Origin of the sequence: Nonomuraea sp. NPDC050328 (assembly GCF_044459405.1) — a bacterium.
Classification (GTDB): Bacteria; Actinomycetota; Actinomycetes; order Streptosporangiales; family Streptosporangiaceae; genus Nonomuraea.
The window spans coordinates 136,618-150,105 of record NZ_JBITIW010000012.1 but is presented as its reverse complement, the minus strand read 5'-3'; the positions used below and the strand labels follow the sequence as shown (position 1 = coordinate 150,105).

Annotated in this window: 11 protein-coding genes; 7 read left to right on the top strand and 4 right to left on the bottom strand. The window is 75.1% G+C overall.

The genetic code is table 11. From position 1 onward, the window contains the following. Positions 1–81: 81 nt before the first annotated feature. From ACIBG7_RS36065 to folP, 3 genes are read left to right on the top strand one after another with little or no spacing between them, the layout of a single operon-like run. On the top strand, positions 82–1,941 hold the full coding sequence (locus tag ACIBG7_RS36065; RefSeq protein WP_397339170.1) for an acyltransferase family protein: 1,860 nt from the start codon (positions 82–84) through the stop codon (positions 1,939–1,941). Further along, on the top strand, positions 1,938–2,705 hold the full coding sequence (locus ACIBG7_RS36060; protein WP_357929962.1) for a family 16 glycosylhydrolase: 768 nt from the start codon (positions 1,938–1,940) through the stop codon (positions 2,703–2,705). Before ACIBG7_RS36065 ends, ACIBG7_RS36060 begins: the two co-directional genes overlap by 4 nt. Then, entirely contained in the window at positions 2,702–3,544 is an 843-nt protein-coding gene (gene folP / locus ACIBG7_RS36055) for a dihydropteroate synthase (RefSeq protein WP_357929959.1), read from the top strand. Before ACIBG7_RS36060 ends, folP begins: the two co-directional genes overlap by 4 nt. Here the strand turns inward: folP and ACIBG7_RS36050 are convergent. Then, positions 3,526–4,920: an aspartate aminotransferase family protein gene (locus tag ACIBG7_RS36050; RefSeq protein ID WP_357930397.1), complete on the bottom strand. Its 1,395-nt coding sequence runs from the start codon at positions 4,918–4,920 to the stop codon at positions 3,526–3,528. The two genes, folP and ACIBG7_RS36050, sit on opposite strands and share 19 nt — an antisense overlap. Positions 4,921–5,043: 123 nt before the next feature. Here ACIBG7_RS36050 and ACIBG7_RS36045 point away from each other — a divergent pair, with 123 nt between their 5' ends. Then, the gene (locus ACIBG7_RS36045; protein ID WP_397339168.1) at positions 5,044–7,857 is read left to right on the top strand and encodes a BTAD domain-containing putative transcriptional regulator; all 2,814 of its coding nucleotides are present in this window, start codon (positions 5,044–5,046) and stop codon (positions 7,855–7,857) included. 91 nt (positions 7,858–7,948) lie between these two features. Here ACIBG7_RS36045 and ACIBG7_RS36040 read toward each other — a convergent pair whose 3' ends face one another. The 3 genes from ACIBG7_RS36040 to ACIBG7_RS36030 form a co-directional block, all read right to left on the bottom strand. Next, positions 7,949–8,092: a hypothetical protein gene (locus ACIBG7_RS36040; RefSeq protein ID WP_357929954.1), complete on the bottom strand. Its 144-nt coding sequence runs from the start codon at positions 8,090–8,092 to the stop codon at positions 7,949–7,951. A gap of 64 nt (positions 8,093–8,156) precedes the next feature. Next, a complete protein-coding gene (locus ACIBG7_RS36035) occupies positions 8,157–9,500 on the bottom strand; it encodes an ATP-binding protein (RefSeq protein WP_357929951.1) in 1,344 nt (447 codons plus the stop codon). Beyond that, positions 9,493–10,167: a response regulator transcription factor gene (locus tag ACIBG7_RS36030; protein WP_357929948.1), complete on the bottom strand. Its 675-nt coding sequence runs from the start codon at positions 10,165–10,167 to the stop codon at positions 9,493–9,495. Before ACIBG7_RS36030 ends, ACIBG7_RS36035 begins: the two co-directional genes overlap by 8 nt. Before the next feature lie 118 nt (positions 10,168–10,285). Between ACIBG7_RS36030 and ACIBG7_RS36025 the strand changes: the two genes are divergently transcribed. The 3 genes from ACIBG7_RS36025 to ACIBG7_RS36015 are packed head-to-tail and all read left to right on the top strand — an operon-like array spanning position 10,286 to position 13,204. Next, entirely contained in the window at positions 10,286–11,347 is a 1,062-nt protein-coding gene (locus ACIBG7_RS36025) for a DUF2092 domain-containing protein (protein WP_357929945.1), read from the top strand. 5 nt (positions 11,348–11,352) lie between these two features. Beyond that, entirely contained in the window at positions 11,353–12,318 is a 966-nt protein-coding gene (locus ACIBG7_RS36020) for an ABC transporter ATP-binding protein (RefSeq protein WP_357929942.1), read from the top strand. Further along, positions 12,305–13,204 (top strand): ABC transporter permease, encoded by a 900-nt coding sequence (locus ACIBG7_RS36015; protein WP_397339167.1) that lies wholly within the window; start codon positions 12,305–12,307, stop codon positions 13,202–13,204. The genes ACIBG7_RS36020 and ACIBG7_RS36015 overlap by 14 nt, the downstream gene beginning before the upstream one ends. Positions 13,205–13,488 lie beyond the last annotated feature (284 nt).

Genomic DNA, 13,488 nt, shown 5'->3' with positions numbered 1-13,488 from the left:
CATCACCGCCCTGCTCCTGCTCGCCGTGCTCGTCGCCGCCGGCGGCGCCCTGCCCCCGCTGCTGCCGTGAGCGAGACCCCGATGAAGCACCGCACCGACATCGAGGGACTGCGCGGCGTCGCCGTGCTGTTCGTGCTCGCCTTCCACGCCACCGTCCCCGGCCTGAGCGGCGGGTTCGCCGGGGTGGACGTCTTCTTCGTCATCTCCGGCTTCCTGATCACCACGCTGACCACCCGGCCCTTCTCCCTGGCCGACTTCTACGCCCGCCGGGCCCGGCGCATCCTGCCCGCGGCCGGAACCGTGCTGGTGGCGACCGCGCTGGCCGCCTGGGCGGTGCTGCCCGCGCTGCGGCTGCGCGAGCTGGGCGCCGACCTGTTCGCCGCCGCGCTGTCGCTGGCCAACTGGCGTTTCATCGCGCTGGAGACCGACTACCTGGCCGCCGACCGCGAGCCGAGCCCGCTGCTGCACTTCTGGTCCCTGGCCGTGGAGGAGCAGTACTACCTGCTCTGGGCGCCCCTGGCCTGGCTCGCCTTCCGGCTGGCCGGGCGCAGGGCGGTGGCCGCGCTCGCGCTGGTGATCACCGCAGGCTCGCTCTGGCCGGCGCTCACCTGGGACGGACCGGCCGCCTACCTGGCGACGCCGGCGCGCGCCTGGCAGTTCGGGGTGGGCGCGCTGGCCTCGCTCGCCGTGCCGTACCTGACCCGCCTGCCCCGGCTCTGGGCCGCGGCCCTCGGTACGGCAGGCGCCGCGGCCGTGGCCTGGTCGCTCACCATCGTGGAGAGCGGCTACCCCGGCCCCGAGGCGCTGGCCCCGACGCTGGGCACGGCCGCGCTCCTGCTGTTCCGCTCGCCGGTCTCGGCCCTGCTCGGCACCGCGCCCCTGCGGGCGATGGGCCGGCTGTCGTTCGCCTGGTACCTGTGGCACTGGCCGGTCCTGGTGCTGGCCGAGGCGGCGCTCGGCGAGCAGCCCTGGGCGGTGCGCCTGGCCCTGGTGCTGGCCTCGGCGGCGCCCGCCTGGCTGACCATGCGCCTGGTGGAGAACCCGGTGCGCTTCTCCCCGGTGGTCACCGAACGCCCCCGGCGCGGCCTGGCCGTCGGCGTCGCCGCGATCACCGTCCCGGTGATGGCCACGCTGCTGCTCGGCTGGGCGACCGCGCCCCGCGTGAGCACCGCGACGGCCGCCGTGGCCGAGCCCGCCCCGGCGCTCGACCCGCTGCAGGCGCGCGACGACTACCCGAGGTCGCAGGGCTGCGAGGTCGGCCCGACGGACGTGGTCAGCCCGCCCTGCCGGTTCGGCACCGGCCGCGACCGGATCGTGCTGATCGGCGACTCGCACGCCGGGCAGTGGTTCGCCATGGCCCAGCGGATCGCGCAGCGCCGCGGCTGGGCGCTGGAGGTGCTGGTCAAGCCGGGCTGCCCGCTGCCCAGGCTCACCGTCACCGACCCGCGGCTGGGCCGTACCTACCACGAGTGCGACACCTGGCGCGAGAACGCGCTGCGCCGCCTGGAGTCCGAGGCGCCGCCCCGGCTCGTCCTGCTCGGCTCGCTCAACGCCTACGCCACGCCCGAGGCCACCGCCCGCGGCTGGCGGGCCACGCTGGCCAGGCTCGAACGGCTCGGCGCGCCGCTGGTCTACCTGCGCGACACCCCGCTGCCCGGCCTGGACGTGCCCGCCTGCCTGGCGGCCGGGCCCGCGGCAGCCTGCGGCTTCCCCCGCGAGCGCGCGCTGCCGCCCGACCGGCTGGCCGAGCGCCCGCGCCCGGGCCTGTGGACCCTCGACGTCACCCCGCTGCTCTGCCCGGGCACGACCTGCCCGGCGGTGCTCGACGGCGTCATCCTCTACCGCGACGACTCCCACCTGACCGACACCGCCGTCGTCCGGCTCGCGCCCCGCCTGGAGCGCGACCTGGAGGACCTCGACCTGATCCCCACCGTGCTATGAAAACGATCAGGACGATCCTGCTGGCCCTCCTGCTGCTCCTGCCGCTCGCCGGGTGCTCGCCCGGCGACGGCTGGCGGGAGGTCTTCCGCGACGACTTCGACACCCTGGAGGCGTGGGTGGCCGAGGAGGGCGAGGGCCGCTGGGGCACCGGCGAGATCGAGCGGATGAGCCGGGACAACCTCTCGCTCTCCGGCGGCCTGCTGGCCATCACCCCGCGACGGGAGGGCGGCGGGTGGACCTCCGGGCGGATCCGCAGCCGCCGCGAGGACTTCGGCGTCCCCGAGGGCGGCGGCACGCTGCGGGTCGAGGCGCGGATCGCGCTGCCCGCGGTGGGCCCGGCCGACGGCAAGGGGTACTGGCCGGCGTTCTGGATGCTCGGCGGGCACACCGGCTGGCCGGCCGTGGGCGAGATCGACATCCTGGAGGCCACCGGCGGCCGGCCGGAGATCATGGGGGCGATGCACTGCGGGGTGATGCCCGGCGGCCCCTGCCAGGAGCCGAAGGGACTGACCACCGGGCCGCAGCCCTGCGCGACCTGCTTCGGGGCCTTCCACACCTACGCGGTGGAGCTGACCGGCGAGCGCACCACGTGGTTCCTGGACGGCCGGCCGTACCACTCGATGGACCGGAGCCTGCCGCGGCGCTTCTTCCTCATCCTCAACGTGGCCATCGGCGGCGGGCTGCCCGGCCCGCCGGACGCCTCGACCGCCTCCGGGCGGCCGATGCTCGTCGACCACGTGAGCGTTAAGCTCAGGTCTCGATGAGCACACTGCGCCTGGGCGGGCGGGAGTTCGCCCCCGGGGAACACGCGATCATGGCCGTGGTCAACCGGACCCCCGACTCCTTCTTCGACCGGGGCAAGACCTTCGGCTTCGAGGCGGCCCTGGCGGCCGTCGACCGGGCGGTGGCCGGGGGCGCCGACCTCGTCGACATCGGCGGGGTCAAGGCCGGGCCGGGCGACGACGTGGACACCCGCGAGGAGATCCGCCGCGTCGCCGGGCTGGTCGAGGCGGTGCGCGAGCGCCACCCCGAGCTGCTGATCAGCGTCGACACCTGGCGCGCCGAGGTCGGCGAGGTGGTCGCCAAGGCCGGGGCCGACCTGCTCAACGACACCTGGGGCGGCGTCGACCCCGAGCTCGCGCACGTGGCCGCGGCGCACGGCGTGGGCCTGGTGTGCGCGCACGCGGGGCGGGTGACGCCCCGCACCCGGCCGCACCGGATCGCCTACGCGGACGTGGTGGCCGACGTCGTGGCCTACACCGTCGAGCTGGCCGAGCGGGCGGTGGCCGCCGGGGTGGCGCGCGAGTCGATCCTCATCGACCCGGCGCACGACTTCGGCAAGAACACCTTCCACTCGCTGGAGGTCAGCCGCCGGCTCGGCGAGCTGGCGGAGACCGGCTGGCCGGTGCTGGTGGCGGTCTCGAACAAGGACTTCGTCGGCGAGACGCTCGGCGGGCTGCCGGTCGAGGAACGGCACGCCGGCACGATCGCCACCCTCGCGGTCTCGGCGCTGCTCGGCGCGCGCATGTTCCGCGTGCACGACGCCGCCTCGGCCCGCACCGCGCTGGCGGAGGTCGCGCGCCTTCAGCCGCCGTCGGCGTAGAGCACCGACAGGAACCTGATCAGGATCTGCTCCCGCTTGGCCGGCGGCAGCGCGTCCAGGATCGCGTTGACCGCGGCCATCTCGGGCTGCCCGCCCGAGGGCGTCAGGTCCACGCCGACCGCCGCGGCCAGTTCGGCGAAGGAGGCGTCGTCCAGCGAGTCCAGGTCGAGCCCCGCCACCAGCTCGACCAGGCCCTCGGGCAGGACCACCGGGCCGCGCTCGCGGGCCGCGCGGGCGCACTCGGCGACCACTTCCAGCAGGGCCTCGACCCCGGCCAGGGTGACGCCGGTGACGGTGATGTGCAGGTTCTTGGGGATCCCGGCGTAGGAGAGCTGCGGCTGCAGGAACCAGCCCCGCCGGCGCGCCTCGTCGGCCAGCACGAAGACGTCGAGCTCGGCGGAGGAGAAGGCGATGAGCGAGCCCTGCGGGTCGCCCATGACGGTGAGCCCCGGGATCTTGGCCAGGCCCTCGCGCAGCCGCAGCGCGGCTTCGAGGGTCGCCCGGCCGAGCGCCAGGTAGCCGTCCTCGCCCACCGCGCGCAGCGTGGCCCACGCCCCGGCCAGCGGCCCGGCGGTGCGGGCGCTCTGCACGGTGGAGTTGATGATCGTGTACCCCGGCCAGGCGGCCGAGGCGAAGTAGGCCTTGCGCCGCCGCGCCGGATCGCGGAAGAGCACCACGGAGGCGCCCTTGGGGGCGTAACCGAACTTGTGCAGGTCGCAGGAGAGCGAGGTGACGCCCGGCACCGACAGGTCGAAGGGCGGCACGTCGGCCCCGGCCAGCCGCAGCCACGGCAGCAGCCAGCCGCCCACGCAGGCGTCCACGTGGCACGGCGGCCCGAGCGCGGCGATCTCCGCGACCGGGTCGACCACGCCGTGCGGGTAGGCGGGCGCCGAGGCGACGGTCAGGCAGGTGCGCTCGTCGATCGCCTCGGCCATCCGCGCCGGTACGGCCCGCAGGCTGATCGGGTCCACCGGGATCGCGCGCACCTCCAGCCCGAGATAGTGCGCCGCCTTGTGGAAGGCGGGATGCGCGGTCACCGGCAGCACGAGGTTGAGCTTCCCGCCGCGCAGCGGGAAGGCGTCGCGCGCCGACTTCACCGCCAGCATGATCGACTCGGTGCCGCCGCTGGTGAAGATGCCCGAGCCGCCGCCCAGCAGCCGGGAGACCGCCCCGACCACCTCGCGCTCCATCGCCACCACGCTCGGGAAGGCGGTGGGGTCGAGCATGTTGACCTCGAGCATCTCGAGATAGGCGCGGGCCGCGGCCTCGTGCACCTCGGGCCGGCCGGTGTCGTAGACGTAGGCGGTCACCTTGCCGCCGCGCACCGGCAAGTCGTGCGCCCGTAGCCGGGCCAGCTCTGCGAGTAGCTCGTCGATCACGACACGACCGTACGGCGCATGGCATAGTCCGGTCAACGAAGCATTCCGGCGAACGGGGTCGGCACCCTGCAAGCGGGGTGCAAGATCTGCTGAGACGATCCAGGGCCGGAGAGGAGACAGATGCGTTTCAAGGTTCTCGGACCGCTCGTCGTCGAAAGGGACGGCGAGGAGTTGCGCACGGGGGGCAGCCTGCAACGGGTGGTGCTCGCCCTGCTGTTGCTGGACGCGGGCCGGATCGTTCCGCTCGACCGGCTGATCGAGGCCACCTGGGGCGAGGAGCCGCCCAGCACCGCACGGAACCAGATCCAGATCCGGATCTCGCAGTTACGCCGCATGCTCGGCGACGCGGCCCAGCCGTACCGGCTGCTGCTCACCCGCCCGCCCGGCTACCAGTTGCGGCTGGAGCCCGGCGCGCTCGACCTGGCCGAGTTCGACGCCCTGGTGGCCAGGGCGCAGGGCGAGGAGCCGGTGCGCGCGGTGGCCTGCCTGCGCGAGGCGCTGGCGCTGTGGCGCGGCCCGGCGCTGGCCGACGTGGAGAGCGAGCTGATCCGGCGCATCGGCCAGGACCTGGAGGAACGCCGCATCCTGGCGCACGAGCGCTGCGTCGACCTCGAACTCGGCCTCGGCCGCCACCAGCAGCTCGTCGCCGAGCTGCGCACCGCGGTGCAGGAGCACCCGCTGCGCGAGCGGCCGCACGGCCAGCTCATGCTCGCCTTGTACCGTTCCGGGCGGCACGCCGAGGCGCTGGAGGTCTACCGGGCCATCCGCGACACGCTGCGCGAGAACCTCGGCCTGGAGCCCAGCGACGAGCTGCGCCGCATGGAGCTGGCCATCCTCAACCAGGAGCCGCGCCTGGAGGGCCCCGCGCCCCGGCCGTCGGTGCCGCGCCAGCTCCCCCCGCTGCTCAGCGCCCTGGCCGGCCGCCAGGCCGAGCTCGACCGGGTCGAGCTGCTGCTGCGGCCCGACGAGGCCGGCGGCGGCCTGCCGGTCGCCGCGCTCACCGGCCGGGCCGGCGTCGGCAAGACCGAGCTCGCGCTGCACGCCGCGCACCGGCTCGCCCCGGCCTACCCCGACGGCCAGCTCTACGTGGACCTGCGCGGCGGCCAGCTCCAGCCGGCCGACGTGCTCAGCCGCTTCCTGCGCGCCCTGGGCGTCGGCGCCGCGCCCACCACGCTGGACGAGCGCAGTGCGTTGTTCCGCTCCACCGTCGCCGAGCGGCAGCTCCTCATCGTGCTGGACAACGCCGCCGGCTTCGACCAGGTCTGGCCGCTGCTGCCCGGCGGCCCGCCCAGCGGGGTGCTGATCACCAGCCGCGAGCGCCTGGTCGGCCTGGCCGAGGGCCAGGTCGTCCGGGTCGGCCTGCTCGACCACGACAGCGCCGTCGAGGTGCTCGCCCAGGAGATCGGGCTGGAGCGCGCCGCCGGGGAGCCGGAGGAGGTCGCGGTGCTGGCCGAGCAGTGCGGCGGCCTGCCGCTGGCGTTGCGGATCGCCGGCGGGCGGCTGGCCGTCCGGCCGCGCTGGCGCGTGCGCACCCTGGTGGAGCTGCTCGGCGACTCGCGCACCATGCTCGACGTGCTGCGCCAGGGCGACCGGGCGGTGCGCGCCAGCCTCGACGTCAGCTACCGCGGCCTGTCGGCGCCCGCCCAGGCGCTGTTTCGCGCGATCGGCCTGCTCGACTTCCCGCAGGTGCCCGGCTGGCTGGCCGAGGCGCTGCTCGGCGCCGAACCCGGCGCCGCCCTCGGCGAGCTCGTCGAGGCGGCGCTGCTGCGCCACTCGGCCGGCCGGTACGGCATGCACGACCTCGTGCGCGCCTTCGCCGGCGAGCGCGCCCGCGCCGAGGAGGACGAACCGGCTCGCGCCGCCACCGTGCACCGGGCCGGGCTGATCCTGCTCGCCCTCGCCGAACGGGCCCACGAGGAGCGCTACGGCGACTCCCACCGGCTGCCCCGCGGCTCGGCCCCGCGCGTCGAACTCCCCGCCGACCTGGCCCGGCACGCCCTGGCCGGCCTCGACGACGAACGCGTCACCCTGCTCGCGGCCGTCCGCCAGGCCGCCGCGCACGGGCTGGCCGAACTGTGCTGGAGCATCACCATGGCGGCCGTCGCGCTCTACGAGAACTACGGCTACTTCGAGGACTGGCGCACCGCGGCGCGCACCGCGCTGGAGGCGTGCGTCAGCGCGGGCGACGTGCGCGGCGAGGCCGCCATGCGCTACGCCCTGAGCACCGTCCAGGTCTTCGCCCAGCGCTACGGCGAGGCCGGCGAGCTGCTGGAGAGCGCCATCGTCTTGTTCTCGCACGCCGGCGAGCGGCACGGCCTCGGCCTGGCGCTGCGCAACCTGGCCCAGGTCGAGTCCTTCCGCGGCGACGACCGCCGGGCGCTGGAACGCTACCGCCAGGCCCTGCCGCTGCTGCACGAGGCCGGCGACCGGCCCGCCGAGGCACACGCCATGGTCAACATGGCCGGCCTCCAGGACGCCGGCGGCGACCCCGGCGGCGCCGAGGCCCTGCTCGGCAAGGCCCTGGAGATCTTCCGCACCGAGGGCGTACGGCGCGGCGAGGCCCAGGCGCTCGACAGCCTCGCCCGCCTCCTGCTGCGGCAGGGCCGGGCCGAGGAGTCGCAGCGGGCCTTCGAGTCGGCCGCCGCCATCGTGCGCGACATCGGCGACCGGATCGGCGAGGTCTACGTCATGCAGGGCCTGGCCGAGGCCTGGCGGGCCCTCGACCGGCCCGAGGAGGCCGAACGCACCCTGGTCGAGGTGCTCGCGGTCGCCGAACCCCTGGGCGACCGCCTCATCACCGGCCGTATCCACCTCAGCCTCGGCTCCCTGCTGGGCAGCGCCGAGCACCTGGAGCACGCGCGCGGCATGTTCGCCGAGATCGGCGCGGAGAGCCTGCGGGCGAGAGCCGAGGAGGCGCTCGCCCGCCTGCCCTGAGCCCCGGACCCCGGCTGCGGTCAGCCGGGCTCGGTCCTGAGGGCGACCAGTCCGGTGGCGACCAGTCCGGGGGCGACCAGTCCGGGGGCGGCTAGTCCGGTGGCGGCGGCATGTCCGGCCGCGGCCACGGGTTGTGGGTGCCGCCCTCGTCGGCCGCCAGAGCCGCCCCCGCGGTGGCCCAGGAGGCGCCGAGCAGCCCCAGAGTGATGGCTATAGCGGCTAGAAATTTCCGCATATGTTCCCTCCTTTACGGACGAATCCGTGCGGGGGAGCGTAGGCGGGACCGCTATCGATTCGCTTTACGCCGGTCCCGGGCCGGAGGGCAGGGCGACCACCACCCGCAGCCCGGGGGCCGCGTCCTCCAGGTGGACCCGGCCGCCGTGGGCCAGGACCGTCTCGCGGACGATCGCCAGCCCGAGTCCCGCGCCGCCCTCGTCGCGGCCGCGGCCCTCGTCCAGGCGGGTGAAGCGGTGGAAGACCCGCTCCATGTCCTCGGCCGGCACGCCGGGGCCGTCGTCGGTCACGGTGAGCCTGCCGGAGGCGTCGAGGGTGACCTCGACGCCGGTGGCGGCGTGCCGTACGGCGTTGTCGAGCAGGTTGGTGAGCACCCGGCTGAGGTCGAGCTCGTCGCCCTCGACGATCACCGGGTCGCAGCGGCCGACCCGCACCAGGGGATAGCGCTCGGCGACCCGCTTGACCACCTCGTGCAGCTCGACCGGGTCGTGCCGGGCCGGGCTGCCCCCGCGCTCGTCCAGGCGGGCCAGCGCGAGCAGGTCCTCGGCCAGCCGCGACAGGCGCAGGGTGTCCTCCAGCACGCCTTCGGCGGTCTCGCGCCAGTCCTGGCCCTCGGGGTGGCCGAGCGCGACCTCCAGCTGCAGCCGGATGCTGGCCAGCGGGCTGCGCAGCTCGTGCGCGGCGTCGGAGACCAGGGCCCGCTGGCGCTGCTCGGCCTCCTCCAGCCGGGCGAGCATCTCGTTGAGCGTGGTGGCCAGCGAGTGCACCTCGTCGCGAGAGGTGGGGACCGGCAGCCGGCGGGCGCGGGCGGTGTGCGTGATCTCGGTCGCGCTCTGGCGCAGCGAGGTGATCGGCCGCAGCCAGCGGCCGATGATGAGCCAGCTCGCCCCGGCCAGCACGACGGTCAGCAGCGGGGTGCCGGCCAGCAGCACCTTGCCCGCCACCGCCATGCTCTGGTCCAGCTCGCGCGCCGAGCGGGCGGCCAGCACGATCCGGCCCTGGTCGGCGCGGATCGCGATGACCCGCAGCGGCCCGGAGGCGCCGTGCGCGAAGTCGGGCTCGCCGGTGGCCAATGCCCGGGCCAGCCGGCGCTCGTTGAGCAGCGGCACCAGCCGGTCGGTGCCGGGGGTGGCGTGCGTGATCCGCCCGCCGCTCTCCACGACCTGCAGGGCGGTGCCGTCGGTCGAGGTCAGCACGCGCGGGATGGTCCCGGCGTCGGCCATCACCCGCAGCGCCTGCGCCCGCTGCCGCATCGCCTCGTCGCTGGTGTCGGTGAGGGCGCGCGCGAGCACGCTGAGCAGGACCGAGGCGGAGGCGGCCAGCGCGAAGGCCAGCACCGCCGAGGCCACCGCGGTCAGCCGGAAGCGCAGGCTGCGCTGCCGCCACCAGGTCAGCGGCGACTCAGCCACCGTCGCCGGCCAGGCGGTACCCGGCGCCGCGCACGGTCTGGAGCGCGCTGCGGCCGAACGGCGTGTCGATCTTGCGGCGCAGGTAGCCGACGTAGACCTCGACCACGTTCGGGTCGGTGTCGAAGGTGTCCCAGACGTGCTCCAGGATCTCCGCCTTCGACACCACCTCGTCGTGCCGGCGCAGCAGGTACTCCAGCAGCGCGAACTCGCGCGGCGTCAGCTCGACCGGCTCCTCGCCGCGCTGCACCCGCCGCCGCGCCGGGTCGAGCGACAGGTCGCCCGCCGCCAGCACCGCCGGCCGCCGCCCGGCGTCGCGGCGCAGCAGGGCACGCAGCCGCGCCACCAGCACCACGTAGGAGAACGGCTTGGTCAGGTAGTCGTCGGCGCCCAGATCGAGCCCGTCGGCCATGTCGTACTCGCCGTCCTTGGCCGACAACATCAGGATCGGGACCCAGTTCTCCTCGGCCCTGAGCTGCTTGCACACGTTGTAGCCCGACAGCCGCGGCAACATGATGTCCAGCACGACCACGTCGTACTCGCCGACCCGGGCCAGGTGCAGCCCCTCCTCGCCGTCGTGCGCCAGGTCGACGGCGAAGCCCTCCGCCTGCAACCCGCGCTGCAGCGCCGCGGCCATCCGGCGCTCGTCCTCGACGACCAAGACCCTCATGGCGTGGAGTGTAGGCGCTCCCGCCTGAGAGCCCTCTCAGCCGGTCTCAGCCTCCGCACAGGACGCATGCCGCAGGCTCCACCACAGAACGGATCAGCGAATACCGTGAAGGAGTGACATGCGAACAGGCAAGCTCGTGAGGTGGGGTGTCCCGGTGGCCGCGGTCGCGGTGATCGGCGCGGCGGTCGCCGCGGGCCCGGTGGTCGCCGCGGTCGGCGCCGACCCGGTGCTGCCCGGCAAGACCGCGAGCCAGTTGCTGGCCGACGCCGCGGCCGCCAGCCGCGACGGCAAGGGATTGCCCCCGATGTCCGGAACCGTGACCAAGACCGCCTCCCTGGGGCTGCCCGCGCTGCCCGGCGGCCCCGAATCGCCCGCCGCGCTGCTGACCGGCGCGCACGAGCTGAAGGTCTGGTACGGCTCGCGCGACCGGGTACGGCTCGCGGTGCCCGAGGAGATGAGTGAGAAGAACTTCATCTACGACGGCACCCAGGCCTGGTTGTGGGACAGCTCCACCAACACCGCGACCAAGTTCAAGCTCCCGGCCGGCACCGCCGAGCAGCCGCCGGCGCCCAAGCCCTCCGACCTGACCCCGCAGCAGGTCGCCGAGAAGGTGCTGAACCAGGCCGAGCAGCACAGCACCGTCTCGGTGAGCGGCAACGACAAGGTCGCCGGGCGGGCGGTCTACCAGCTCTCCCTGGTTCCGAAGGACGCGGGGACGCTGGTGCAGGAGGTGCGGGTCGCGCTCGACGGCGAGACCTACCTGCCGATGCGGGTGCAGCTCTACGCCAAGGGCTCGGCCGAGCCGGCCTTCGAGGTCGGCTTCACCGAGGTGAACTTCACCGCCCCGGCGGAGGAGAACTTCACCTTCACCCCGCCGGCCGGGGTCAAGGTCGAGGAACGCCCCCTCGACCTCGGCGCGCTCGCCGAGCACCAGGCCGACCAGGCCACCCCGGCGATCAAGACGCTCGGCTCGGGGTGGAGCACGGTCGCGGCTCTGCCGTACCAGCGGAGCGAGTCCTTCGACGAGCTGCTGAGCGCCGCCAAGCCGGTCAGCGGCACGTGGGGCAGCGGCAAGCTGATCACCAGCAAGCTGCTCACCGTGCTGGTCACCGACGACGGCCGCATCCTGGCCGGCGCGGTCACCCCCGACAAGCTGGTCGAGACGGCCGGTCAGCGGTGACCTCCATGACGCAGGCAGTGGCACGTCCCGTCCCGGTCTCCGGGGCGGGCGTGCCCGCCGCCATCGCCACCAGCGGCCTGACCAAGCGCTTCAAAAGCGGGCAGGTCGCCGTCGACTCGCTCGACCTGACCGTGCCGCGCGGCTCGGTCTTCGGCTTCCTCGGGCCCAACGGCTCGGGCAAGACGACGACCATCCGCATGCTGCTCGGGCTGGTCTCGCCCACCTCCGGCTCGCACGAGCTGCTCGGCCGGCCGCTGGACCGGGCGCTGCCCTCGGTCGGCGCGGTCGTGGAGGGCCCGGCCTTCTACCCGTACCTGTCGGGCACGGCCAACCTGCTGCGGTTCGACGCGGCCAACCCGCACGCCTCGGCGCACGACGCGCCCTGGCGGGTGGCCGAGGCGCTCGACCGGGTCGGGCTGACCGCCGCCGCGGGCAAGCGCTACCGCGCCTACTCCCTCGGCATGCGCCAGCGCCTGGCCCTGGCCGCCGCGCTGCTGATGCCGCGCGAGCTGCTCGTGCTCGACGAGCCCACCAACGGGCTCGACCCGCAGGGCACCCGGGAGGTCCGCGCGCTGGTCAAGGAGATCGCCGCCGAGGGCACCACCGTCTTCGTCTCCTCGCACCTGCTGGCCGAGGTCGAGCAGATGTGCACGCACGCCGGGATCATGAGCAACGGCCGGCTGGTCGCCCAGGGCGACCTGGCCTCGCTGCACGCCGGCCGCGCGGCCCGCGTGCGCGTGCAGACCCCCGACCTGACCAGCGCCGCCGGCGTGCTGGCCGCGCTCGGGCTGGCCGACGTCCGCGCCACCGGCGAGGAGGTCACCGCCGAGCTGGGCGCCGTCGCGCCCGAGGAGGTCACCGCCGAGCTGGTACGGCAGGGCGTGGCCGTACGCGGGCTGGCGGTCGCGCGGCCCAGCCTGGAAGAGGTCTTCGTCGGACTGACCGGAGAGGGATTCGATGTCGGCGCTTGACACGGCACGTCCAAGGCCCGCCCGCCCGATGCCCGCCGACGGGGCCGTCCGGCCGGCCCGTCCGGCCCGGCAGTTCGGCCGGCTGCTGCGCTCCGAACTCGGCCTGACCTTCCGCCGGCCGCGCAACCTGGTGATGCTCGCGCTGCTCGGCGTGGTCCCGGTGCTGCTCGGCGTGGTCATCCGCATCGTGGGAGCCGAGGGCGGCGAGGGCGGCGCGGGCGGGCTGCTCGCGGCCACCGCCGGCAACAGCCTGATGCTCACCTTCGCCTCGCTCTTCGTGCTGGTGCCGCTGCTCATGCCGGTCGCGGTCGCCGTCGTCGCGGGCGACGCGGTGGCCGGCGAGGCCGGCGCCGGGACCTTGCGCTACCTGCTGGCCGCTCCGGCCGGGCGGACCCGGCTGCTGGCCGTCAAGTACCTCAACGCGGTGATCTTCGCGCTGGTCCTGACGCTCGTCGTCGCGGCGACCGCGCTGCTCACCGGGCTGCTGCTGTTCCCCACCGGAGAGCTCACGCTGCTGTCGGGCACGACGATCTCCTTCGGCGAGGGGCTGCTGCGCACCCTGCTCATCGTCGGCTACGTAACCGCGGGCATGGCGGCGCTGGCCGCCGTCGGGCTGGCCCTGTCGGTCTTCACCGAGGTGGCCATCGGGGCGGTCGCCGGGACCGTGGTGCTGGTTGTCGTCACCCAGGTGCTCCGGGCCATCCCGCAGCTCGACTGGCTGGCCCCCTACCTGCTGCCCACCCGCTGGACCGGCTTCGACGGCGTGCTGCGCGACCCGGTCGCCACCGGGGACCTGGTCTCCGGGCTGCTGACCTTCGGCGCGTACGTCGTGGTGGCGGGGTCGATCGCCTGGGCCCGCTTCACCGGCAAGGACATCAGCTCTTAGACCGGCCGCGCTCCGGACCCGTCCTGTGCGCCCGCCTTCCGTTCGGCGGCCCGCCTCTCCTTGGGCGGCCCCGCCTTTCTCTCGGCGGGCCGCCTCTCTTTCGGTGGCCCGCCTCTCTTTCGGTGGCCCGCCGCTCTTCTGGCGGGCCACCGCGCCCCTCTTTCGGCGGGCCGCGGGGGGGGGGGGGGGGGGGGGGGGGGGGGGGGGGGGGGGGGGGCGGGGGCGGCGGGGGCGGGGGGGGGGGGGGGGCGGGGCGGGGGCTACCGGGCGGAGGCGCCGACCGA